This window comes from uncultured Haliea sp. (assembly GCF_963973825.1).
Lineage (GTDB): Bacteria > Pseudomonadota > Gammaproteobacteria > Pseudomonadales > Halieaceae > Haliea.
In genome coordinates this window covers 89,142-112,042 of record NZ_CAXBAE010000004.1, presented here as the reverse complement: position 1 = coordinate 112,042, position 22,901 = coordinate 89,142, and the positions used below count along the sequence as shown (strand labels likewise).

Sequence of the window (22,901 nt, the reverse complement as noted above, 5' to 3'; positions counted from 1 at the left end):
GATCTCATTCTGAGGTGAGTGCAGGCATTATGCCCACGCCGGAACGGCAAGCGTCAATCCCCCTGCCAACAAAGGTTGCCGTTCAAGTGCGTTACAATGCAGGCCTACGGTGGACTACGCTGCGGGCACTTGAGCGACCAAATGAACGAAGAACACGACATCCGGGAGCAGAAGCGCATGGGCATTACGATGCAGGCCCTCGCGTGGGTCGTGCTGCTGGGGCTGGGGGTGTTCTATTTCAGTGATGTTCTGGAGAGGCAGGTAAATCCCAACCGGCAGCTGGAGACCCTGTACACCGAAGACGGCGTGCGCGAAATCACCCTGCAGCGGAACAGGTTCGGCCACTACGTCACCAGCGGCGAAATCAACGGCCAGCCGGTCACCTTCCTGCTGGATACCGGAGCCACCGGGGTGGCAATTCCGGAATCACTGGCGAATCGCCTCGGACTGCAGCGAGGACGCGCCTATCGCACGCAAACCGCCAACGGTACCGCGATAAGCTATGCCACAACCCTCGACGAGGTGGCGGTGGCCGAAATACGGCTTCCCGATGTGCGTGCCGGTATTGTGCCCGGGCTACAAACCGATGAAGTGTTGCTCGGCATGAGCTTCCTTAAACACATCGAGTTCACCCAGCGCGGGGACAGGCTGACGCTGCGCCAGTATCTGTAAGTGGCGCTATGGCTGGCTATTGAACTTCAACAGAACGTACATCGTAAGGACGCTACAATTTGGCACATTACGCCGGTCACGAAGCGTCGGCTCCCGGGCATGTTGTCTTCAATGTGCCTGTATGGAAATATAGCTACCACCATACGACTTCCCTCCAGTCATCCGAGAGACAAGCAGATGGGACTGTTCCCGGACGTATTCACCGAGATCGCCGTTCTCCTGCTAATCGCTGCATTCGCAGGCGGAGTGGCAGTTCGTTTGCGCCAACCTCTGATCGTTGCCTTTATTGCCGTCGGCATCTTCGTTGGTCCATCAATGCTTGGCTGGGTCAGTGCAGACGACCAGATCGATTTGTTGGCCCAGTTCGGCATCGCCCTGCTGCTTTTCGTTGTCGGGCTGAAACTGGACTTACACATTATCAAGACCATGGGGCCTGTTGCCCTGGCCACGGGGCTCGGGCAGGTAGCTTTCACCAGTATTATCGGGTACCTGATTGCCGTGGCCTTTGGCATGGCAACCGTTACTGCCCTGTACGTCGCAGTGGCACTGACATTCTCAAGCACCATCATCATCGTCAAACTGCTGTCAGACAAGCGCGAGGTAGATACACTGCACGGGCGCATAGCGCTGGGTTTCCTGATCGTGCAGGATCTGGTGGTCGTACTGGTCATGATTGGCCTGAATGCAATGCGAGCGGCGGAGGAGGTATCCGTGCCGGCCGCAGCCTTGGCCGTGCTATTGAAAGGCGCCGGGTTCCTGCTGTTTGTCGCCGTTGCAATGCGCTATGTGCTGCCAAGGCTCATGCCTATGCTCTCGCATTCGCAAGAATTGCTCGTTCTGTTCGGCATTGCCTGGGGACTGGCGCTTGGCGCTCTTGGAGTTTCCCTCGGCTTCAGTAAAGAGGTGGGCGCCTTCATCGCCGGCGTGTCCCTTGCCTCAACCCCCTACCGTGACGCGCTGGGTGCACGCCTGACCAGCCTGCGGGATTTCCTGCTACTGTTTTTCTTCATCGACCTCGGCGCACATCTCGACCTCGGCATGCTTGGGGCGCAGTTGCTTGGGTCTGCCGTCTTTTCCCTGTTCGTGCTGATCGGCAATCCATTGATCGTCATGATAATCATGGGGTTTCTGGGCTACCGAAGCCGCACCGCTTTCTTCGCCGGCCTCACCGTGGCGCAGATCAGTGAGTTCTCGCTGATCCTTGGCGCCCTCGGACTTACACTGGGGCATATAAGTCCCGAAACCGTGGGGCTGATCACGCTCGTGGGACTGATTACTATCAGCGTCTCCACTTACATGATTCTCTACTCGCAAGCGCTTTACGAGTTGCTGGCACCATGGCTGAAACTGTTTGAGCGTGGCAGACCACACAGAGAAAACCCAACCGCGGACATCCCTGATGATGCTGTACCACAAGCCCTGCTTTTTGGGCTCGGAAGATACGGTTTCGGGATTGCACGTTGCCTGCGAGAAAGAGGCTGGAGAGTACTGACGGTCGACATTAATCCTGATCTGGTAAGAACCGGGGATCCCGCGGGCTATCCCGTAATATTTGGCGACGCTGAAGATCCGGAATTCGCGGCTACACTACCTCTTGCCAGCACTGACTGGGTGATAAGCACAGCGCGTGAACGGCACGCCAACGTCTCTCTTCTGAACACGCTGCACCACCTTGGATACCGTGGCCGAACGGCCATCACCGCCCAATCCGACGATGAAGTCGCCGAGCTCGAGCAGGCCGGTGCTGATATCATTCTGTCGCCGTTCTCCGATGCAGCGAACGAGGCATCCGATCGAATCACAGAGCCACATTTGAAATAACGCCGGTCACGTCGGCGAACGGGAAGGAGTTGGTCAGCAATGAAGCGTTTCAAACACATTCTATGCATTTTGGAAGCCGATGCCTCCAGCGAACTGGCATTGGAACGCGCGGTTGCACTTGCAGAAAGCAATCAGGCAGAGCTCACGGTTGCGACAGTCATTCCGCATGTGCCCGCACTGGCAGGCATGCCCTATGCCGGGCCGGACCCTGTCGATCTCCAGAAAGCACTGCGTAAGGAAAGCGAAGAGCGACTGACCTCACTGACCGCAGCCCATCAGGACAGCATGCGGATACCACACAAGGTTCTTACAGGAACTCCATTTCTGGAAATCATCCGCGAAGTGCTGCGTGGTGACCATGACCTGATCATCAAGTGCCCTGAATCACCCGACTGGCTGGACCGGTTTCTAGCCGGAGATGATATGCAGTTGCTACGGCAATGTCCCTGCCCGGTGTGGTTTGTCAAAGCGCACACCACGGGCGCCTACAAATGCATTCTGGCGGCCGTCGATGTATCCCAGTTCCACGCGCCCGAGGAACTGGAAAAACGTAGGCTATTGAACGTACAAGTGGTGGAAATGGCGGCCAGCCTCGCATTGTCGGAATCTGCAGAGTTGCATGTTGTCCACGCTTGGGAAGCGATGAGCGAGCTGGCTCAGGATCTAGCCGTCTCGCGCACCATCCCCAAGGAGCGGTTGGCCTCGGGCATTGAACAAGAGCGACTGCAACACCGTCAGCAACTGGAAAGACTGCTGAGTGACGTCGCCGCGCAGAATACCGCAGCGCGAGACGCCCTGAACTATCTCGCTCCTCGCACTCATCTTGTAAAGGGTTCTCCCAGGCAGGAAGTCCCCCTGCTCGCCCGGCAACTCGAAGCGGATTGTATCGTCATGGGTACCGTAGCCCGCACCGGGATTCGCGGGTTCTTCATGGGAAATACGGCCGAAACGATATTGGAGCAGATCGACTGTTCGGTGCTCGCCATCAAACCTGAAGGCTTTGCAACGCCGGTCTCGGTGGAGGGCTGACCCCCCCGCTGCCAGACGCGCCGCGGCGGCGCGTTTCGTATCATGCCTCCAGGGGGCTGGCTCAAGATCAGTCTGACATGACCAACGCCACTGTGGGCAAACTCCAGAATACAACGGCACTGCAGAACAATGCCAGTCCCCAACCCAGCCAGCGCGACGCCGGGATGGTGCCTCTCTCCAGCTGTTGCCATAGAAGCCAGCCGTAACGGACGACCAGCGCCACCGTCGCCAGCGTAGCCGCCTGCAGTAACAGTGGCAGCAGTCCCGCCAAGGGTACGTTGGGTAATACCATAAGGGCACCCTTCATCGCCGCCTTCGCCAATTGACCACTGGTGAACGGCATTCCAACGAGGGACAGTCCGGGCAGTGCAAGCAAAACCCAAAGAAAACTTTGCAGCAGGCGGCCGGCAGGAATCACCAGACCCACTGCGAGAAACAGGCAACCCTTTGCAAGGCCATGATGCAGTGCAAACAGGGCAATTACCGGCAACAGTGCAGACACCTGCCCTGGCGCCATCAGCGCTGCACCCACCAGTACCGCCATTAACCCCATCTGACTGATACTGGACCAGGCCAGCACCGTCTTGGGGTCCCGCTGGATCACCCCGAAAACGGCCGCCCCCAGGGAGCCCGCAAAGCCCATCAGGATCAGCCCCTGCCCCCATGACTGCCAGCCGACCTCGCCGATGGGTAATGTCAGCAGCCATCCCAGCAACCCCGCCTTGACCATCGCCCCACTGAGAACCGCGCTCGCGGGTGTCGGCGCCACAGGGTGCGCCAAGGGCAGCCAAAAATGCAGAAGGGGCAGGCCCGCCTTCACTCCGAAGCCAATGATGAACAGAGTTGTCATGAGCCAGCCATTAGTGCTGGCAGCGATGCCCGCGGCCAGTTCCGCCAGTAGCAAGCTGCCTCCGTCCCGGGCCGCCAGCAGGAAGCCTGCCAACATGGCCATCTCGCCCAACAGGGCCATCACAATGTAGACGCGGCCGGCGAAGCGTGCATGGTTACCGCCGACATGCACCACCAGGCCATACGCAGCGAACGTCATCAGGGCAAAGAACATGTAGAAGCTGACGATGTCCGCGGCCAGCACCAGGCCGAGGTTTCCGGCGAGAGAGAGGCCCCAGAACACGCCAAACCGGCGCAGATGTTTACCGCCAAGATAGCCGACCGCGTACAAACCCGCTGTGCCCCACAACAGAGCAGTCAGCAACAGGAAACTGCGCCGCAGTTCATCGAGCATCCACGTGCTCCCCAGCAACAACCAGGGGAGCTCCAGTGTCCAGGGCGTTGTCGACAGGAGCGCAAGCAAAAGGGCCGGTAGTGGCAGCAGGGGCAACGCTCCGCGCGATATGCTGTGCCAGCCGGGGCGCGCAGCCAGCAACGGGTACAGCAGCGGCAGCAGGATACTGGCAGCAATCAACACCAGCGGCGGCGATCCGTTCACGGCAGATACATCCTGACCACAATGAGCTGGGCCCAGGACAGAGGACTGAAAGCCGTCGCCGCCAGCAAGCCAACCAGCACCAGCATAAGCGTGGTAATCAGCGGCGGCCAGAATAGCCAGGCACTGGTTTCCAGGCGGCCCCAGCGGCGCTCCCCCGGCCACGGTGCGGCAACCGGACAGAACCAGAGTCGATAGACAATTGGCAGGAAATAGGCAGCATTGAGCAGGCTGCTCAAGAGCAGGACCACAACGGCCCACTCCACCCCGGTGGCCAGGGCACCCGTGCCCAGCATCCACTTTGTGACAAAACCGGCCAGTGGCGGCACCCCGATCATGCCAAGGGCCGCCAAGGTAAAGGCCGTCGAAGTCGCGGGCATTCGTGCGCCAGCGCCATCCAGCTCATCCACCCGATGCACACCCAGAGTTTCGGCATAATTACCCGCGCAGAAAAAGAGAGTGATTTTCATGATGCCCTGATGCAGCAGGTGGACCAGGCCACCCACCGTGCCGATGGGGCCGAACAGGGCCACCCCCAGGATAATGTAGGACACCTGGCTGATGGTGGAGAACGCCAGACGACGCTTGAGGTCGATCTGTGCCATGGCGCGCACCGAACCGTAGAGGATGGTAAAGGCCGCCAGCCAGGCGAGGGGCTGGAGCAGGCCCAGCATAAAGGCGAAGTCGATACCGTAGACGTCGTACACCACGCGCACGATACCGAAGGCTCCCGCTTTGACTACGGCCACTGCGTGCAGCAGCGCGCTGACGGGTGCCGGCGCCACCATAGCCTGCGGCAGCCAGCCATGCACCGGAAACATGCCTGCCTTAACCCCCAGGCCGGCAATCAGCAGGATAAAGATCAGCGTCAACTGCCCGTGCAGAGCCGGATCTGCCCCCTGGAAATGGCCCGTCTCACGGAACGCCAGATCCCCGGCCAGGCCGTGCAACCAGGCAATCCCCAGCAACAGCACCACGCCGCCACCGAGAGTATAGCTAATGTAATTGCGACCGGCACGCAGGGCCTTTTCAGTGCCCCGATGCACCACCAGCGGATAGGTCGAAAGGGTGAGCATTTCGTAGAACAGAAAGAAAGTGAACATGTTTCCCGCCAGGGCAATACCCATGGTGCTGGCAACGCAGAGGCTGAAGAAACCAAAGAAACGACTGCGATTGGGCGAGTCCTCCAGATACCCAATCGCGTAAATGGTGGTAAACAGCCAAAGCACCGCCGACAGGCCGGCAAACAGCATCGCCAGAGCATCGGCCCGCAGCATGAAGCTCACCCCGGGGAGCATGGTGAAACTGACGCTGAAATCGACGCCATGAAATACGCCCCAGGTCATCAGCGCGACGATGACCAACTTCAGCAACGCGGCCATCAGGTTGACCAGGATGCGTACGCGGTGGCTGCTTTCGGGCAGGACAAAGATCACCACCGCCGCCAGCAGCGAGGTCAACAGGGCCAGCAGCGGCAACAGCGCGGTCGCGGTCACAGCTGTGCCTCATTTACGTCGGCAGTCACCTCGAAAGGCAACGACAGTACCGAGAGCACCGGTTCTGCCACCAGCCCCAGACCAAGTGCCAACAGAGCGAGGATCATCGGGATCGCCTCCAGGCTCTGCGGCGGATGGTAGAAGTCATCGCTGTCGCCGACCTCAAGAAATGACGCGCGGTAGATACGGAACACGTAGGCGGCCGCCAGCACACCGCCCAGCAGCAGCACCCCAACCCACCACCACTGACCGCTGGCAAGGCTGGCCTGCAGCAGCAACCACTTGGCTGCAAAGCCGCCGGAGGGCGGCAAGCCCATCAGGGACACCCCTGCGAGACCGAACGAGAACAGGGAAAACGGCAGGAAGTGGCTCACACCCGCCAGCGCATCCACCCGTTTGCTGCGGATCGACAGGATCAGGTTGCCTGCAGCTAGGAACATCGCGGCCTTGGCCAATGCGTGGCTGATAACCTGCAGGGTAATGCCCTGCTGTGCCAGCAGGGATACTGGCTCCGCGACCGCAAAGGTCAGCGGAAACAGCAGGAAGAGGTAGCCAATCTGGGCCACGGAAGAATAGGCAACCACCTGCTTCAGATGGGGCTGGCGAAAAGCGAGCCAACTACCCCAGACAACCGCTGCCGCACCCAGCGCACCGATGCTCTGTGCCAGCCAAGGGGACCCCAGGCGATCCCCCAGTTCCAACCAAAGACGGGCGGCGATATAGAACGACGCCTTGACCACAAGGCCGGACAACAGCGCACTGACCGGGGACCGGGCGATGCCATGAGCCGGCGGCAGCCAGCCGTGCAGCGGAAACAATGCCGTCTTAAGGGCCAGGCCGGCCAACATCAACAACAGGGCCACAATCAAGGCCGGCTCGCAGCTCGCCAGTTGCTCATCGATGAGCGCCAACGACAGGGTGCCGAACCGTCCATACAGCAGTGCCACCCCCAACAGGTAGGCCAACGATCCGAGAAGCGCTGCAAAAAGGTAGCGCAATGCCGCGCGCAGGGCCGCCGCTTCGCCCCCCAGTGCCACCAGGCCCACAGCGGCGAGGCTGATCAGTTCCAGGCTGACATAGAGGTTGAACAGATCGGCACCCAGCCAGACACCATTGAGGCCCGCCCACAGAAACCAGAAAAGGGGCCAGAAATAGCGCTGCCAGGGTTTGCATGCATCAAGATAGAAGCCGGCATGCAGGCCGCAGGCCGTGGCTACAGCCGCGGTGAGCAAAACGAAAGTAACGGCCAACCCGTCAACCCGCAGGGCGATACCCAGCGGCGCCTCCCAACCTCCGAGGGCATAGGAAAAACCGCCGCGTTCCATCACCGCATACCAGAGGGCGAGGGATACCAGCACTTGAATGACCATGCCCAGCCAACTCACACAGCGACCCTTGCGGAAATCCAGTAGCAGGGACAGCGAGGCCCACGCGAGGGGCGTGAACAGCAGTCCTGCCATCAACCACTGGCTCAAGATCCGGCTCCGCCGCCATCCCCTTCGCTTTCAGCTTTGAAGGAGGTGCGACCGGTCAGGTGAAAGTAACGGCGTATCAGAACAACAGCCAGGGCAGTGGCGGCAATCGCGACGACAATGCCGGTGAGCACAAGCGCCTGGGGCACCGGATCGGGGCCACCGCGGTGTTGCGCCAGGCCTACCAACACCAAGAACACCCCCGAGCCTATCAGGTTGAAGGCCAGCAAGCGCCGTAGGAGGTGATTCAGAAGCAGGAAGCCCGCGAGGCCGATACCACAAAGGGCGACACCGGCAAGGGCATATAACAGAGCGGAGCTCACGACCCGGCGCCCTCCTCCGGTTCGTGCTCATCGGTCACTGGAGCCGCTACAAACAGGGCCAGCAGAATCATTCCGATGGACAGGGTTAGCGCAACCTCGATGGTCAGGATCAGGAGGCCTGCCATGGTAGCTGGATAGGCGAGAAAGGCTTCGCCCATCAGAGCGCCCACAACCGCCACCAGGAGAAACACTGCAAAACCGATCACCAGACCAAGCCGCAGCAGTATCCCGGGACGAATAAACGCCATGGGCAAGCCGCCCAGGCGCATGAGCACACCCGTCGCGGCAAGTACGGCACCGGCCTGAAACGCACCGCCGGGCCGGTACGCACCAGCCCAGAGGAGGTAGGCGGCCAGCAACAGCATCACCGGTACAAACCAGCGCTGCAGTGCATACAGCAGCGAGTCCGCGCTGCGCAGAGCAGGGTCCTCCAGAGAGTTGGTGCTGGCGAGGGAAATTCCCGCCATGCCGGCTATTACCAGCACACCGATCTCAAGCAACGTATCGTAGCTGCGAAAATTCAGCAAAACCGCCGTGACCGGATGCTCCACACCACTGCGTTCCAGGCTGGCCCGCAACTGCTCGGGCAGTTCCGATGACACTGCGGCACCGGCGACATCCAGCACCGCAGCGGCAAGTGCAACGATCAAGCCCGCGCAGGCCAGCAAGGTCACAAACAATCGCACGCGCCGCAACAGGCTTACTCCCTCATCCGGGAGGCTGGCTGAGAGCGGCCGCGCCGGAAATGACTGACCGCATCAAGCAACAGAACTCCGGTGAGACCGGCACCAATGGCCACCTCAGCCAGGGCAATGTCCGGCGCCTGCAAACGCACCCAGGCCAGGGCCATCAGCAAACCAAAAGCCATGAACATCACCACCGCCCGAAACAGGTCACGGGACATCAGCACGGCCACTGCAGTCACCAGCAGGGACACCAGGAGCAGGCCATCCAGCCACCAGCTCATGCGCCGTCCTCACGGTCACTCCTGCTATCCGAGGCGCGCACAGTTCTTGCCACCAAATGGGCGGCGGTCGCGCTCGCCGCCAGCGCCACCAGCCAGATGAAAAGAATCTTTGCGGCAGTAGCAGGCCCTGGCACCGACGGCAACAACCCCAGCACTATCAGGCCGAGACCGAGATTATCGGCCTTGGTCAGAGCATGGATGCGGGCCAGGGTGTCCGGCAGCCGAAACAGGCCTAGCGTACCCACAAGAAAAAACAGACAACCGAGTGTCAGCAGAAGGGCCTGCAACAGTGTCACGAGGCTGTCAGGCATCTCGGCGCTCTCCTGCGCTGTCAGCGCGGGCAACCTGCATAACCCGGGTCACAAAAGCCACAGTGGCCAGAACCGCGAGCAATGCCAGCACCAGCGCCACATCGCGCAGCGCTGGCTCCCCCTGCGATTCCGCCAATACCAGCAGTAGCGCAACGCCGGTGGTACCAAAGAGCTGTGAAGCCAACATTCGATCTGCGGGCTCAGGTCCCAGCCAGATACGCAGCAGCCCCACCGACAACAGGAGCAACAGCACAAGGGCCACAGTGTCTATCAGTATCGTCATAGTGGAAACATCCGGGCGATGTGCTCTTCCGCACGGGCTACAGCATCATGAACCTCCGCGGTCGTATCCAGGCAGTGCAGTTCAATCTCGGGGCCCCGCAGAGTCACGCTGAGTGTTCCCGGCAGCAACGACAGAGTATTGGCCAACAACCAGCGCGGGCTCCCGGCGGGCAGCGATGTCTTGTAGGACATATAGCCCGGGCTAATCGGCAGCCGTGGTGACAGAAGCCGTCGAGCCACATCCACTCCCGCAGCTACGGAGCCAACAAGAAAATATCCGCCAAACGCAAACGTGGCCAGCACCCGAGGACGACGTGCCCCCGGCGGAAAGAGACGCCATGACAACAGCGCTATTAAGGGAACCGCCCCCAACCCGAAGGCCACCGCGGCCGCTTCGCCTTCCGCCAGCGCCCACCATGCCACAAACAACCACGCTGTGCGAATAGCTGCGTCAAGTGCCTTCACTCAACCAGTCCCCCCATGCCCGGGCCTGCAACCTGACATCCGCGCTGTGCGAGCCGGCTCCATTGGCCTGTCGTACCATTTAGCGGCAAGGCCAAAGGCCAAACCTCGATTGGCACGGTACTGCAGCAACACGAACCGGTAACGACAAACGTGTTCACTGCGCGCCGGCCAACCGCGCCTGCACCGACTTGCCGGCCTCCATCAGCAGCAACATGAGCACTCCCATGGCGAGCACCTGCATCGCCTGCGCCGGTCTCAACGGTTGTGCCTCAAACCATGTTGCCAGCCACGGCAGATAAGTGAAGGCAAGCTGCAAACTGGTCACCACCAACAGCGCCACCCATACGGCCCTGGTGCCCTTGAGCCCTTCGAGGCTGAGGGAGCTGCCATAGGCATAGCGGACGCTGAAGAGGTAGAAAATCTCCATGACGACCAGCGTATTTACGGCCATGGTCCGGGCCGTCTCCAAAGGCAGGCCCTGGCCCAGCGCCAACCAGAACTGACCGAAAACACCGGTACAGAACAGCAGTGATACCAGAACAATCCGCAACACCAGACCGCGGGAGAGTATCGAACTCGAGGGATTCCGTGGCGGCCGTCTGAGCGTATTGGGTTCGGTGGGTTCAAATGCGAGGGCCATGGCCAGCGCTACCGAACTGACCATGTTGACCCACAGGATCTGAGCCGCGGTAATTGGCAGGGTGAGGCCGAACAGGATCGCCAGCAACAGGCTAAGGGATTCGCCCCCATTTACCGGCAGCAGGAAGGCAATCACCTTTTTCAGATTGTCATACACTGTACGGCCCGCACGGACCGCACCAACTATCGTGGCGAAATTGTCATCCAGAAGCACCAGCTCCGCGGCTTCTTTCGCCGCCTCGCTGCCACCCCTGCCCATGGCAATGCCAGCATCGGCGCGCTTCAGGGCCGGCGCGTCGTTGACACCATCACCAGTCATCGCCACCACCTTGCCGTGGCTCTGCAGGGCCTTGACCAGGCGCAGCTTGTGTTCCGGGCTGGTGCGGGCGAAGATATCGGTGTTCAGCACACGCGCTGCCAGCTCGGTGTCATCCAACTGGTCGAGATCGGCACCGGTCAGCACACTGTCCGCTTTCTCCAGGCCAATCTGGCGGCCAATGGCGGCGGCAGTTCCAGCATGGTCGCCAGTAATCATCTTCACACTAATGCCGGCACCGGCACAGGCTCTGACCGCTGCGATCGCCTCAGGCCGCGGTGGATCGATAAGCCCCACCAGACCTTCCAATACCAGGCCATTTTCAACATCATCAAAGTCCAGTGCGTTTTTCTCCTCCGCCACGGTCATCGTCGCGAGAGCCAGTACGCGCTGGCCCTGTTGCGCCAGCGCCTCGGCCTTGGCGTGCCAGGCGTTGCGGTCAAAGCGCACGGTGGCTCCGTCTGGAGTGCGCTGCGCGTGACAGAAATCGAAAATGGTTTCCGGGGCGCCCTTCACGTGCACACAGGCATGGTGCTCATGGTCGTGGTTAAGCGTCGCCATGAACCGGTGGCGAGTATCAAAGGGGATCAGGTCTGCACGGACCCAACTGACATGAGCCTCGTCCTGATTGAGGCCCAGTTTACCCGCAAAGGCGAGCAACGCTGCCTCCATCGGGTCACCCTCAGCCTCCCAGACACCGTCTCGCCGGTGCAGCGCCGCATCGTTGCATAGCGCGGCCACCCTGGCGAGTATTGCGAGGCGTTCGCGATCCACCCCGCCAGCGCCGCCGCGAATCTCACCAGCCGGCTCATAGCCTGAGCCCTCCACCATAAAATCTGCACCGGTAACGCTCGCCGCCGCGACCATCATTTCATTCCGCGTCAGGGTCCCGGTCTTGTCACTGCAGATCACCGAGACCGAACCCAGCGTTTCGATGGCCGGGAGGCGACGCACAATAGCGTGCTGGCGGGCCATGGCCTGGACGCCGATGGCAAGGGTTACGGTCAACACCGCGGGCAGGCCTTCGGGAATGGCGGCGACGGATAGTCCTACCACAGCCGTGAACAGCTGGCTGAAATCCTGACCCTGTACAAAGTGGCCAAACGCGAGGATCAGGCCGGCGAGAGTCAGAATGAACACCGTAAGCCAACGGGAAAACACCGACATCTGTCGGACCAGCGGCGTAGTGAGCGCCTCCACCCTGGTGAGCATGCTGCTGATACGGCCGATCTCGGTATTGGCGCCGCTCACAACTACCACGCCCTGCCCCTGGCCCGCCGTCACCAGAGTGCCACTGAAAGCCATACAGGACCGGTCTCCCAGCACTGCGCCCGGCGCGACAGCTGCCACGCCTTTCTCCACAGGCACCGATTCGCCGGTGAGAATCGCCTCCTGGATAGAGAGACCACGCGCCTTGAACAAACGCAGGTCAGCGGGCACCCTGTCGCCAGACTCCAGCAGAACAACATCGCCCGGCACCAGGGACTCCGCAGGCACGCTCTGGCGCTTGCCGTCGCGGATGACCGCGGCCGTCGGCGCCAACATGTGACGGATCGCGTCCATGGCCTTCTCGGCCTTCCCCTCCTGCACCAGGCCAATCACCGCATTCAGCAGCACCACCGCGAGGATCACCACGGTATCCACCCAATGTCCCAGCAGCGCCGTGACGGCGGCCGATGCAAGCAGCACATAGATCAGGACATTGTGGAAGTGCAGCAGGAAACGCACCATCAAACCCTGCCGGGGCGGTTGTGGCAGGGTATTCAAGCCGTGGTCGCGCAATCGCTCCGCCGCCGTTTGCCGGGAAAGACCCTGAACGTCGCTACGAAGGTCGGCAAGGACATCGGCGCATTCGCGGCTGTGCCAGTCGTCTTGCGAAGCCTTTATTACGTTCGACATGCGCATTTACCTCCCAAGGCCGGGCGGGCGAGGACTGACAACCAGAACGACCTGCTGGCCCGGCGGCGTATTTCTAGCACCTCCTCAAATGGCGGTCTGCCCGCCATCAATCACCAGCGCTGACCCGGTGATAAACCTCGCCTCATCCGAGGCCAGGTAAGCCACAGCGCCGGCGATTTCCTCCGCCTGCGCGAAGTAGGGGGTCAGCGGGAACATCCGGCCATAGAGCGACATATCGGCACCCTCGGGTATCTGGATGTCCTTGACCAGCGGTGTATCCACCGCACCCGGACATACGGCATTGACCCGCACACCGCGGCCCGCGAACTCCGCAGCGAGGGACTTCGACAGCAGCAACACCGCGCCCTTACTGGCGCAGTAGGCACTGTTATAGGGCAGGCCCTGCAGGCCCGCCGCAGAGGAAATATTGACAATGTTGCCGCCGGTTTCCAGCAGGTGCGGCATGGCGGCCTGGCACAGCACAAAAACGGAGCGGGTGTTTACCGTCATCACGCGGTCCCAGTCCGCTGCGCTCACGTCGGCAAAGTTTTTGGTCAGCGCCATACCCGCGATGTTGCACAGCACATCCAGCTTGCCGAGCTCGGCCACGCACGCTGCAATGGCCGCGCGACAGGCCGCCTCGTCAGTGACGTCGAGGGCGAGATTGCGAATAGCCAACCCTTCCCCGGCGAGGCTCGCGGCTTCGCGCGCCAGCTGTTCAGCGTTGATGTCGACAGCGTACACCTGCGCGCCCTCGCGGCCCAGACGCGCCATGGTTGCCAGGCCGATGCCCGAGGCTGCTCCCGTCACAAACGCCACTTTCCCTTGAAAACGTTTCATCCTGTGTACTCACTGTTAGCCTAAGCATTGGGCCAAATCTACCACGGATTGCTCTTGGCCAGCAGGCCAGAGGGCGCCTCAGGCGACGTTGCGCGGGCCGTGGTCTGGTCGGCCATCGAGGAAAACGCCATACTCGACACTATGATGCTACTCACCGTCAATGCGGGCAGCTCCTCCCTGCGCCTCGCCGCGTACAGCGTAAGCGGCGGCGAACCGGAAGCGATTGCCAGCGCGCGTTACGAATTGGAGGGTGAATCAGTAGCCGAACTCCTGAGCGACTTCCTGGCGCAATACCAACCGGGGCAGATCACCGCCGTGGTGCATCGCATCGTCCACGGCGGGCCACATTTTTCGGGGCCCAGCCTGATTGACACAGCGGCGGAGCAGCAGCTGGCGCAGCTCGCACCGCTGGCACCCCTGCACACCGGGCGGTCGCTGTCACTGATCCGCGCCGCCCGGGCGCTGTTCAACGCCGGCACAGCGCAAATAGCCAGCTTTGACACCGCGTTCTACTCAGGTCTGCCGCAGTTCGCACGCCACTACGCCTTGCCGGCAGAACTGACGACGCGCCTTGGTCTGCGGCGCTACGGCTTCCACGGGCTGGCCCACGAGGCGCTGTGGCGGCGCTGGTCCGCGGTCGCAGCGCGGGGGGCGAGCACGGGGCGCATCCTGACGCTGCAACTGGGCTCGGGCTGCTCCATCACCGCCACCCGCGATGGCAGGCCGGTGGACACCTCCATGGGGTTCACCCCGCTCGAGGGCCTGATGATGGCCACCCGCAGTGGCGACATTGATCCGGGCCTGCTGCTGTACCTGCAACAGCAGCACGGCTGGAGCACCGGTGAAGTGGACGACCTGCTCAACCGCCAGAGTGGACTGCTGGGTGTATCGGGCCTGAGCGCCGACATGCGCGTGCTGCTGGCATCTGACAGTGCAGCGGCAAAACTGGCGGTGGGGCTATACTGCTATCGCGTGCGGAAATACGTTGGCGCCTACCTCGCGGTACTCGGTGGCGCAGACAGCATCGTGTTCGGCGGCGGTGTAGGCGAAAACGCCCCGGAGATACGCGCGCGCATCCTCGACGATATGCACTGGGCAGGCGTGCACATCGACCCGGCGGCGAACAGCGCGGCGATGGGTCATGAACGCCGCATCAGCCCCGCGCAGAGCGCGGTCAGCGTCTGGGTGCTGAAGGCAGACGAGCAGGCGCTGATGGCCAGGCAGGCCGCCACCCTGCTGGCAGCACAGGCAACGCACTGACCGGCGGCAACCGACCCAGCAAACACCGACAGGAGATGCGACTTATGGACAGGCCCGCGAACCCATCGCCTCTGGAGGCCGACGAACTGCGCCGGATAGACGCCTACTGGCGCGCCTGCAACTACCTCGCGGCAGGCATGATCTACCTGCGCGATAACCCGCTGCTGCGCGAGCCACTCCAGCCTGAGCACATCAAGGAGCGCCTGCTCGGGCACTGGGGTAGCAGCCCGGGCTTGAGTTTCCTGTACGTGCACCTGAACCGGCTCATCGGCAAACACGATCTCAACGCCATTTACCTGGCAGGGCCGGGCCACGGCGCACCCGGTGTGCTGGCACCGGTGTACCTGGAGGGCACCTACTCGGAAGTCTACCCGCACAAGGGAGAAAACAGCGCCGGCCTGCTGCAGTTCTTCCGCGATTTCTCCTTCCCCGGCGGCATCGGCAGCCATTGCACGCCAGAGACCCCGGGATCGATTCACGAGGGCGGCGAGCTGGGCTACAGCCTCTCGCATGCCTTCGGTGCGGCTTTCGACAACCCCGACCTGCTGGTTGCGGTGATGGTGGGTGACGGCGAGGCCGAAACCGGCCCACTGGCCGCCGCCTGGCACTCCAACAAGTTTCTCAACCCGCGCCGCGATGGCGCGGTGCTTCCCGTGCTGCACCTGAATGGATACAAGATCAACAACCCCACCGTGCTGGCGCGCATATCGCACGAGGAACTCGATGCACTGTTCCGGGGGTATGGCTGGTCCCCGCTGTTTGTGGAGGGCGACGACCCCGAGCTGATGCACCGGGCGATGGCCGCGGCGCTGGAGCACTGCGTGATGGACATACACCGCATTCAGGCGGAGGCGCGGGGCTCGACAACGTCTGCCCCCGAACGCCCGCGCTGGCCGATGATTGTACTGCGCAGCCCGAAAGGGTGGACCGGCCCGAAAACCGTCGATGGCCACGCCATTGAAGGCAGCTGGCGCTCGCATCAGGTACCCCTGGCGAAAGTGCGCGAGGATGCCGGGCAACTACAAAAGCTGGAAGACTGGCTGCGCAGCTACCGGCCCGATGAGCTGTTTGACGCCGAGGGTCGGCTGAACAGCGAGCTGCGGGCGCTCGCGCCGCAGGGGAACCGCCGCATGAGCGCCAACCCCCACGCCAACGGCGGGCTGTTGCGCAAGGCCCTGCAGCTGCCCGACTTCCGCGACTACGCCGTTGCGGTACCGCAGCCCGGCGCAAACGTTGCCGGCAACACGTTCCCGCTGGGCGAGCTGCTGCGCGATATCCTGCGCGCCAACCCGGAGAATTTCCGCGTGTTCGGGCCGGATGAAACCTCATCCAACAAGCTGCACGCGGTGTATGAAGCCAGCAAGAAAACCTGGATGGCAGACCGTCTGCCCGGGGATGAGGACGGCGGCGAGCTGGCCGCCGATGGCCGCGTTATGGAACTGCTGTCCGAACACACGCTGGAGGGCTGGCTGGAAGGCTACCTGTTGACCGGACGGCATGGTTTCCTGTCAACCTACGAGGCTTTCGTGCACGTAATCGACTCCATGTTCAACCAGCACGCGAAGTGGCTGGACGGCGCGGAGGATATCGATTGGCGGGCGCCCATCTCATCCCTGAACCTGTTGATCACCTCGACCGTCTGGCGCCAGGATCACAATGGCTTCACCCACCAGGACCCCGGCTTCCTCGATCTCGTGGTGAACAAGAGCCCCAGCGTTGTGCGCGTGTACCTGCCGCCGGACGCCAACACCCTGCTCAGCGTGGCCGACCACTGCCTGCGCAGCCGCAACGACATCAACGTGATTGTGGCCGACAAACAGCAGCACCTGCAGTATCTGGACATGCCTGCGGCAATTCGCCACTGCACCCAAGGCATTGGCATCTGGGACTGGGCCAGTAACGACCAGGGCGGGGAGCCCGATGTGGTGCTGGCCGGTTGCGGGGATGTGACAACGCAGGAGGCGCTGGCGGCCGTTGAACTGTTGCGGGAACATTTCCCCGCATTGAAAATCCGCTTCATCAATGTGGTGGACCTGTTCACCCTGACGTCGCCCCAGGAACACCCCCACGGCCTCTCGGACCGCGACTTCGACAGCCTGTTCACGGTGGACAAGCCGATCATCTTCAATTTCCACGGCTACCCGTGGCTGATCCACCGGCTGGCCTACAAGCGCAGTAATCACGCCCACCTCCATGTGCGCGGCTACAAGGAAAAGGGCAGCATCAACACACCGCTGGACCTCGCCATCAAGAATGAAATTGATCGATTCAGCCTGGTGATCGACGTGATCAACCGCGTGCCCGGCCTGCTGGTGGCGGGCGCCCATGTGCGGCAGAAGATGCGCGAGCTACAGCTCGACTGCCAGGCCTACGCCTATGAACACGGTGTCGACAAACCCGAGATCCGCGACTGGCGCTGGGGTGCCGGCGGGTAACATTGCGAGACCGCTCAGGACCGATACGGCTCAACGAGGGAGTTGCTCCCCTGGTTTGCAACGAGGACTTCGAACCATGCAGAAGATTGATCTGACCGGCAAGGTCGCACTCGTAACCGGCGGCAGTCGCGGCCTCGGCAAGGCCATGTGCCATGGCCTCGCCGACGCCGGTGCCGACATCATCGTTGTCAGCCGGCGACTGGAAAACTGTGAGACCGTTGCCGATGAACTGCGCGCCAAGGGGCGCAAGGCGCTGGCGCTGTCGGCACACATGGGTCGCACTGAGGACCTCGACAGGGTCATTGAGGCCGCCTACGAAACCTTCGGTCGCGTGGATATTCTGATCAACAACGCCGGTATGAACCCGATGATTGGCGAGCTTTCCGACCTGCAGCCGGACCTGTTCCAGAAGCTGTTTGATGTCAACACCAAGGGACCCTGGTACCTGGCATCAAGAATGGCTCCCAGAATGGCAGAGCACGGCGGCGGCTCGGTGATCAACGTGATCTCCGTCGGCGGCCTGAAGCCCTCCGCATTGCAGGGCTTTTACGCCGCCACGAAGGCGGCGCTCGACGCACTGACCAAAGTGATGGCTGCGGAATGGGCCGGCAAGGGCATACGGGTCAACAGCCTGGCGCCCGGCAGCTACCACTCCGACCTGTTCGACAGTGCAGCGAATATCCCCGGCTATCTGGACGGGGCTATTGCGGCATCATTGCAGAAACGGGTGGCTGAAACCGAGGAAATCGTCGGGCCCGTGCTCTACCTCGCCAGCGACCTGTCGAGCTTCACCACCGGGCATACTCTGGTAACTGACGGCGGCTATATGGTGTTGTGAAGGTAAGGCGGCGCCCTGGCCACCCAGCCTGCAGCCAGTGCCTCTCTGGCCTCCCAATCAAAGCACCAGTTCAGCCATCTGGCGCAGGAACTCGCGGTCACCATTGACCAGCATGGTGGTTACCGGTGAGCGCTTCCAGTCCTGCAGCCGTTCACGTATGCGGTCCAGCGGGCCGCACAGCGCGATCTCGTCGGCAAAGGTGTCCGGCACCATATCGATCGCCTTCTCACGCTCACCGGCAAAGAACAGCTCCTGAATCTGGTCCGCCTCATCCGGAAAGCCGAGTCGCGCCATCAGGTCCTTGTGGAAATTGTTGGTCTTGGAGCCCATGCCGCCCACGTAGAAACCGAGCATCGCCTTGACCGGGCGCAAGGCCGCTTGCAGGTCATCGTTGATATTGACCATCACCATGGGGGCAATTTCGAAGCCAGGCTTCGCCGCTACCAGCTGGCTTTCGTAGACCTCATGGCGCCAGGGTGAGTAGTACAGCGGCAACCAGCCATCGGCGATTTCCGCGGTCTGCGTCACGTTCTTGGGCCCCTCGGCGCCGATGAAAATAGGCAGGTCGGCACGCAGGGGGTGGGTGATCGACTTCAGCGGCTTGCCCTGCCCCCAGGCATTGGGGCCGTGATAGGGCAGCGGATAATGCTCGCCATCGTTGGACACGGGCTCCTCGCGACGCAGGATCTTGCGGATGATGCTGACGTATTCGCGGGTGCGGGCCAAAGGCTTGCTATAAGGCTGCCCATACCACCCCTCAACCACCTGCGGCCCGGACACACCGAGGCCAAGCATCATGCGTCCACCGGACATGTGATCCAGCGCCAGCGCCGCCATCGCGCAGGACGCCGGCGTACGCGCAGAGAGCTGCGCGATCGCGGTTCCGAGGCGGATGCGGGAGGTGTGTGCGCCCACCCAGGCCAGCGGTGTAAAGCAGTCATTACCCCAGGACTCCGCCGTCCACACGGAATCAAAACCGAGGCGCTCCGCCTCCTGTGCCATACCGACAAAATCCGGCGGCGGCTGCGCGCCCCAGTAGCCCAGTTGCAGACCCAGTTTCAGTGAACTCATTGTGAGACCTCTATCGTCAGAATCATGCTCTCAACGCAGTCGGTGTCTACCCGCGGGCCAGGCAGCGGTTCCACGCCCGTATTGGGATGTCGCCCTGACAGGCAGGACCGCTCCGGGTTCAGGGCAACGGCCTTGCCCAACTGCTCAAGGGCGACATTAACACCGTCAGCCAGCATGTCGTAGTGCCGCGCCCCGATCGCATAGCGCCAGGGAGAAGACCCGATGGCCGGCGTCATTCGCCTGCTTCTTCCCGCAGCCGTATCGGCCCTGAATTGGCCGGGAACTTGCCGGCCATACCGGCATAGAAGTCGCGGAAATACTGCATGTCGGCTACCACGCTGCCGGTGGTCGACAGCCCGGCCCCAAACCCTCCCCGTTTGCGGGAGAAATCCAGAAAGGAGGGCACGATGGGTACCTTGGCCTGGCGAGCGATGTGGTAGAAACCCGATTTCCAGTAGTCGGTGCGGTCACGCGTGCCCTCCGTCGGCACCACCAGCACCAGCTGGTCTGCCTGTTCGAAGGCCGCAACCATGGCAGCCACCAGATTCCCGGCGCGATGCCTGACAATGGGCATGCCGCCGAGGCGGCGCATGAGCCACCCAACGGGCCAGGCAAAGAGGCTGTGCTTGCCCATCCAGCGCACCTTGATGTCGAATGCAGCGGCGTACAGCAGCATCAGCGGAAAGTCCCAGTTGGAGGTGTGGGGCGCCGCGATCAGGACATAGCGCGCATGCGCCGGGCGAGCGCCCTCCAGGCTCCAGCCCGCTGCACGCAATAACCAGCGAGCGATTGTCTGCTTCATGTATCTGGCACTCCCAGAGTGGTTGCGGGTTGGGGCCCGGTCAGTTGGCGCCACATGGCAGCAGGCTTTTTCGTGAATGCGGAGTCTAGCAGACTTGCGGCATTTCCGAAGGGGTCGTCCAGATAGTTGGACCAAGCCGCTGGCAGCCGCAGCGGGAGCAGCTAGTCTGTTAAGTCTGCACAGGCAAAATAAGGAGAATATGATGCAGCTCCCGGTTTCAGCGCCGCGCCAACGCGGCGCTCTGTACACCCTCTTTTTCACGCTGGCATTGCTGCTGACAGGCTGCAGCGATGGCACCGACCACGGGAACGGCGGAGAACCTGAACTGCTGGGCGCGTTCGCCGTCTCGGTGCTGTCCAGCCCACCCGAGATGGTCAGCGGCGGAGAGGCGCGGGTCGGTATCGAGGTACCTGAAGCACTGCCACTGGAGAGCGTCGTGGTGATGCTGGAAGGCGAGGATATCAGTGAGCAGTTTTCAGCCCGCAGCAACGGGCACGGCCTGGAGGGCCGGGTTGCCGGCCTGGTGGTGGGTGACAACGCACTGGAGGTCAGCAGCAGCGCAGGCAATGTCACCGCTGCCAGTGTCACCCTGGTCAATCATCCCGCGAGCGGGCCGATATTCTCCGGGCCGCAACAGACGCCTTTTTTCTGTGCCATTGACCGCCATCTGGCGGATCTGGAACTGGGTCCGGTGATCGATGAAAACTGCAGCGTGGAGACGGTGGTCAGCTACAAATACCTGAGCGAGGGTGGCGCCTGGATGGACTACCCGGAAAACGGTGAACGTCCCGCCGACATCGCCACAACCACCACCATTGATGACCGCGATGTCGACTTTATCGTGCGCTGGGAACGCGGCAGCCTGAATCGCTTCCTCTACTCGATTGCGGTGCTCTCCCCGGCGCCCGGGGAGGAAGACGGACCCGACCTGAGCGTCTGGAACCAGCGGCTTATCTACTACTTTCAAGGTGGCGTCGCCATTGGCCATTACCAGGGCAGCCCCAGCCGCAGCCGGGCTCTGTACACGGACGGCCTGGCCGCCGGCTACGCGGTGGCCTATTCCACGGGCACCAAAACAGGAACGCACTACAACCTCGAACTCGGCGGCGAGACCGCCATCATGGTCAAAAGCCGCTTCGTTTCGGCCTACGGCGCGCCCGACTACACCGTTGGCGTCGGCGGCTCCGGCGGCGGCATCCAGCAATACGTCTATGCCCAGAATCACCCCGGGCTGATAGACGCCGGGGTTCCCCAGTACTCCTATTCAGACATGGTGACGCAAACCATACACATCGGGGACTGCGAGCTGATTGAACGCTGGATCGACCTGCAACTGCGCGATGACCCGGGCGGCAAGTGGGCGGACTGGAACAACCGCAGCTGGCTGATAGGCCTGAACGCGAATAACGAGGTACCGAACGACGTCGTCAGTTTCGGGCTCACGCCCTGGGTGCCCCAGGGTTCCAGTGAGTGCACGGCCTCCTGGCGTGGCCTCTCACCGCTGGCGCTGAACCCTCACTTCGGCGAGGCTCCCGGCATTACGCCCGAGCAGCAGGCCGAGGTGGAGTGGACGCACTTCGCTGACGTGATCAACATCTACGGTCGCGCCGAAGACGGCTTTGCCGCCACCACCTGGGACAACGTCGGCGTGCAATACGGTCTGCAGGCACTGCTTGACGGCAACATCACCCCTGACGAATTCATCGATCTGAACTGGAACATCGGCAGCTGGAAGAATGAACCGGACATGGTGCAGGAGGGCTGCCCCTTCATCATCGACCTGTGCTTTGCCTTGGACGACGATGAGCCGCTATACCCGAACCAGATCGACCCCTGGAGTTGGCGCAATGCCACCACCGCAACCGATGACACACCGGCGGCGCGCAAACGCGCGGACCCGGGCGCGATCCGGGCCGCTTTCGACTCGGGCATGGTGCAGCGCGGGGAAGCCGAAATTCCGTTTATCGACCTGCGCCACTATCTGGAAGACGAACTGGACATGCACAACACCATCCAGTCCTTCGTCACCCGTCAACGCCTCCTGAACCACGACGGCGACGCCTCCAACCAGGTGATCTGGTTCATCGACAGAAACCCGGACGGCAGCGACCACGACAACACCATGCAGGCCTTTGCCGTTCTCGACGAGTGGATGGCCAACATACGCGCCAACCCGGATAGCCCGGTGGGCGCCAACCGTCCGGCCGCTGCGGTGGACAGTTGCTTTGCCAGCGATGGTGAACTGATCGCCAGCGGAGAGACGGTTTGGGACGGAATCCTGAATGACCGACCCGTCGGTAGCTGCACCGAGCGCTTTCCACCGTACAGCACATCGCGCATCGTCGCTGGTGCGCCGATCACAGGCGACGTATTCCGCTGCGCACTGCAACCACTGGACGACGCAATTGAGGCGGGGCTCTACGGCAGTTGGGTACCGTCTACCGAGGAGTTTGCGAAGCTGCAGGCCATCTTCCCCGATGGCGTCTGCGACTACAGCCAGCCCGGCGTGATGGACTAGC

The 22,901-nt window shown here is 62.1% G+C and carries 21 protein-coding genes; 7 read left to right on the top strand and 14 right to left on the bottom strand.

What is annotated here, in order from left to right; all coding sequences use genetic code 11:
- Nucleotides 1–141 precede the first annotated feature (141 nt).
- The 3 genes from AACZ17_RS06900 to AACZ17_RS06890 all read left to right on the top strand — a co-directional run bounded on the left by AACZ17_RS06900 (nucleotide 142) and on the right by AACZ17_RS06890 (nucleotide 3,522).
- Nucleotides 142–672 (top strand): TIGR02281 family clan AA aspartic protease, encoded by a 531-nt coding sequence (locus AACZ17_RS06900; RefSeq protein ID WP_290742886.1) that lies wholly within the window; start codon nucleotides 142–144, stop codon nucleotides 670–672.
- A gap of 177 nt (nucleotides 673–849) precedes the next feature.
- Nucleotides 850–2,493 (top strand): cation:proton antiporter family protein, encoded by a 1,644-nt coding sequence (locus AACZ17_RS06895; protein WP_290742883.1) that lies wholly within the window; start codon nucleotides 850–852, stop codon nucleotides 2,491–2,493.
- A gap of 39 nt (nucleotides 2,494–2,532) precedes the next feature.
- Nucleotides 2,533–3,522 carry a universal stress protein gene (locus AACZ17_RS06890; protein ID WP_290742880.1) on the top strand — a complete coding sequence of 330 codons (990 nt, stop codon included), beginning with the start codon at nucleotides 2,533–2,535 and terminating at the stop codon, nucleotides 3,520–3,522.
- Between the two features lie 67 nt (nucleotides 3,523–3,589).
- Here the strand turns inward: AACZ17_RS06890 and AACZ17_RS06885 are convergent, their stop codons facing one another.
- From AACZ17_RS06885 to AACZ17_RS06835, 11 genes are all read right to left on the bottom strand, one after another.
- On the bottom strand, nucleotides 3,590–4,969 hold the full coding sequence (locus AACZ17_RS06885; RefSeq protein WP_290742877.1) for a complex I subunit 5 family protein: 1,380 nt from the start codon (nucleotides 4,967–4,969) through the stop codon (nucleotides 3,590–3,592).
- Nucleotides 4,966–6,462 (bottom strand): proton-conducting transporter membrane subunit, encoded by a 1,497-nt coding sequence (locus AACZ17_RS06880; RefSeq protein ID WP_290742873.1) that lies wholly within the window; start codon nucleotides 6,460–6,462, stop codon nucleotides 4,966–4,968. Before AACZ17_RS06880 ends, AACZ17_RS06885 begins: the two co-directional genes overlap by 4 nt.
- Nucleotides 6,459–7,937 (bottom strand): proton-conducting transporter membrane subunit, encoded by a 1,479-nt coding sequence (locus AACZ17_RS06875; RefSeq protein ID WP_290742871.1) that lies wholly within the window; start codon nucleotides 7,935–7,937, stop codon nucleotides 6,459–6,461. Before AACZ17_RS06875 ends, AACZ17_RS06880 begins: the two co-directional genes overlap by 4 nt.
- Nucleotides 7,934–8,257 (bottom strand): NADH-quinone oxidoreductase subunit K, encoded by a 324-nt coding sequence (locus AACZ17_RS06870; protein WP_290742869.1) that lies wholly within the window; start codon nucleotides 8,255–8,257, stop codon nucleotides 7,934–7,936. Before AACZ17_RS06870 ends, AACZ17_RS06875 begins: the two co-directional genes overlap by 4 nt.
- Nucleotides 8,254–8,943 carry an MnhB domain-containing protein gene (locus tag AACZ17_RS06865; protein WP_290743306.1) on the bottom strand — a complete coding sequence of 230 codons (690 nt, stop codon included), beginning with the start codon at nucleotides 8,941–8,943 and terminating at the stop codon, nucleotides 8,254–8,256. The genes AACZ17_RS06870 and AACZ17_RS06865 overlap by 4 nt, the downstream gene beginning before the upstream one ends.
- Before the next feature lie 14 nt (nucleotides 8,944–8,957).
- Nucleotides 8,958–9,224: a hydrogenase subunit MbhD domain-containing protein gene (locus AACZ17_RS06860; RefSeq protein ID WP_290742866.1), complete on the bottom strand. Its 267-nt coding sequence runs from the start codon at nucleotides 9,222–9,224 to the stop codon at nucleotides 8,958–8,960.
- Entirely contained in the window at nucleotides 9,221–9,535 is a 315-nt protein-coding gene (locus tag AACZ17_RS06855; RefSeq protein ID WP_290742863.1) for a monovalent cation/H(+) antiporter subunit G, read from the bottom strand. Before AACZ17_RS06855 ends, AACZ17_RS06860 begins: the two co-directional genes overlap by 4 nt.
- On the bottom strand, nucleotides 9,528–9,818 hold the full coding sequence (locus tag AACZ17_RS06850; RefSeq protein ID WP_290742860.1) for a monovalent cation/H+ antiporter complex subunit F: 291 nt from the start codon (nucleotides 9,816–9,818) through the stop codon (nucleotides 9,528–9,530). Before AACZ17_RS06850 ends, AACZ17_RS06855 begins: the two co-directional genes overlap by 8 nt.
- A complete protein-coding gene (locus tag AACZ17_RS06845; protein WP_290742857.1) occupies nucleotides 9,815–10,282 on the bottom strand; it encodes a Na+/H+ antiporter subunit E in 468 nt (155 codons plus the stop codon). The genes AACZ17_RS06850 and AACZ17_RS06845 overlap by 4 nt, the downstream gene beginning before the upstream one ends.
- 154 nt (nucleotides 10,283–10,436) lie before the next feature.
- Nucleotides 10,437–13,136, bottom strand: coding sequence for a cation-transporting P-type ATPase (locus AACZ17_RS06840; RefSeq protein ID WP_339637996.1), 2,700 nt, complete (start codon nucleotides 13,134–13,136; stop codon nucleotides 10,437–10,439).
- A gap of 84 nt (nucleotides 13,137–13,220) precedes the next feature.
- Nucleotides 13,221–13,976, bottom strand: coding sequence for an SDR family oxidoreductase (locus tag AACZ17_RS06835; RefSeq protein WP_290742851.1), 756 nt, complete (start codon nucleotides 13,974–13,976; stop codon nucleotides 13,221–13,223).
- Between the two features lie 54 nt (nucleotides 13,977–14,030).
- On the opposite strand from AACZ17_RS06835, the gene AACZ17_RS06830 reads away from it, so the two are divergent.
- The 3 genes from AACZ17_RS06830 (at nucleotide 14,031) to AACZ17_RS06820 (ending at nucleotide 18,509) form a co-directional block, all read left to right on the top strand.
- Nucleotides 14,031–15,236 (top strand): acetate/propionate family kinase, encoded by a 1,206-nt coding sequence (locus tag AACZ17_RS06830; protein WP_290742848.1) that lies wholly within the window; start codon nucleotides 14,031–14,033, stop codon nucleotides 15,234–15,236.
- A gap of 44 nt (nucleotides 15,237–15,280) precedes the next feature.
- Nucleotides 15,281–17,671 (top strand): phosphoketolase family protein, encoded by a 2,391-nt coding sequence (locus tag AACZ17_RS06825; protein WP_290742845.1) that lies wholly within the window; start codon nucleotides 15,281–15,283, stop codon nucleotides 17,669–17,671.
- A gap of 76 nt (nucleotides 17,672–17,747) precedes the next feature.
- Nucleotides 17,748–18,509 (top strand): glucose 1-dehydrogenase, encoded by a 762-nt coding sequence (locus AACZ17_RS06820; protein WP_290742842.1) that lies wholly within the window; start codon nucleotides 17,748–17,750, stop codon nucleotides 18,507–18,509.
- 57 nt (nucleotides 18,510–18,566) lie between these two features.
- Here AACZ17_RS06820 and AACZ17_RS06815 read toward each other — a convergent pair whose 3' ends face one another.
- Genes AACZ17_RS06815 through AACZ17_RS06805 form a run of 3 tightly spaced genes read right to left on the bottom strand, consistent with a single transcriptional unit; the run spans nucleotide 18,567 to nucleotide 20,382 of the window.
- Nucleotides 18,567–19,580, bottom strand: coding sequence for an LLM class F420-dependent oxidoreductase (locus AACZ17_RS06815; RefSeq protein ID WP_290742839.1), 1,014 nt, complete (start codon nucleotides 19,578–19,580; stop codon nucleotides 18,567–18,569).
- Nucleotides 19,577–19,816, bottom strand: a complete 240-nt coding sequence (locus tag AACZ17_RS06810) for a hypothetical protein (RefSeq protein WP_290742835.1) — start codon at nucleotides 19,814–19,816, stop codon at nucleotides 19,577–19,579. The genes AACZ17_RS06815 and AACZ17_RS06810 overlap by 4 nt, the downstream gene beginning before the upstream one ends.
- A complete protein-coding gene (locus tag AACZ17_RS06805; protein ID WP_290742832.1) occupies nucleotides 19,813–20,382 on the bottom strand; it encodes a lysophospholipid acyltransferase family protein in 570 nt (189 codons plus the stop codon). The genes AACZ17_RS06810 and AACZ17_RS06805 overlap by 4 nt, the downstream gene beginning before the upstream one ends.
- Before the next feature lie 202 nt (nucleotides 20,383–20,584).
- On the opposite strand from AACZ17_RS06805, the gene AACZ17_RS06800 reads away from it, so the two are divergent.
- Nucleotides 20,585–22,900: a DUF6351 family protein gene (locus tag AACZ17_RS06800; protein ID WP_290742829.1), complete on the top strand. Its 2,316-nt coding sequence runs from the start codon at nucleotides 20,585–20,587 to the stop codon at nucleotides 22,898–22,900.
- The last annotated feature ends 1 nt before the right edge of the window (nucleotide 22,901 follow it).

Excerpts from the sequence above, each read along its gene's own strand:
- AACZ17_RS06900 (WP_290742886.1), top strand. The coding sequence starts at position 142 with ATGAACGAAGAACACGACATCCGGGAGCAGAAGCGCATGGGCATTACG.
- AACZ17_RS06895 (WP_290742883.1), top strand. The coding sequence starts at position 850 with ATGGGACTGTTCCCGGACGTATTCACCGAGATCGCCGTTCTCCTGCTA.
- AACZ17_RS06890 (WP_290742880.1), top strand. The coding sequence starts at position 2,533 with ATGAAGCGTTTCAAACACATTCTATGCATTTTGGAAGCCGATGCCTCC.
- AACZ17_RS06860 (WP_290742866.1), bottom strand. The coding sequence starts at position 9,224 with ATGAGCTGGTGGCTGGATGGCCTGCTCCTGGTGTCCCTGCTGGTGACT.
- AACZ17_RS06855 (WP_290742863.1), bottom strand. The coding sequence starts at position 9,535 with ATGCCTGACAGCCTCGTGACACTGTTGCAGGCCCTTCTGCTGACACTC.
- AACZ17_RS06850 (WP_290742860.1), bottom strand. The coding sequence starts at position 9,818 with ATGACGATACTGATAGACACTGTGGCCCTTGTGCTGTTGCTCCTGTTG.
- AACZ17_RS06840 (WP_339637996.1), bottom strand. The coding sequence starts at position 13,136 with ATGTCGAACGTAATAAAGGCTTCGCAAGACGACTGGCACAGCCGCGAA.
- AACZ17_RS06835 (WP_290742851.1), bottom strand. The coding sequence starts at position 13,976 with ATGAAACGTTTTCAAGGGAAAGTGGCGTTTGTGACGGGAGCAGCCTCG.
- AACZ17_RS06825 (WP_290742845.1), top strand. The coding sequence starts at position 15,281 with ATGGACAGGCCCGCGAACCCATCGCCTCTGGAGGCCGACGAACTGCGC.
- AACZ17_RS06820 (WP_290742842.1), top strand. The coding sequence starts at position 17,748 with ATGCAGAAGATTGATCTGACCGGCAAGGTCGCACTCGTAACCGGCGGC.
- AACZ17_RS06815 (WP_290742839.1), bottom strand. The coding sequence starts at position 19,580 with ATGAGTTCACTGAAACTGGGTCTGCAACTGGGCTACTGGGGCGCGCAG.
- AACZ17_RS06810 (WP_290742835.1), bottom strand. The coding sequence starts at position 19,816 with ATGACGCCGGCCATCGGGTCTTCTCCCTGGCGCTATGCGATCGGGGCG.
- AACZ17_RS06805 (WP_290742832.1), bottom strand. The coding sequence starts at position 20,382 with ATGAAGCAGACAATCGCTCGCTGGTTATTGCGTGCAGCGGGCTGGAGC.
- AACZ17_RS06800 (WP_290742829.1), top strand. The coding sequence starts at position 20,585 with ATGCAGCTCCCGGTTTCAGCGCCGCGCCAACGCGGCGCTCTGTACACC.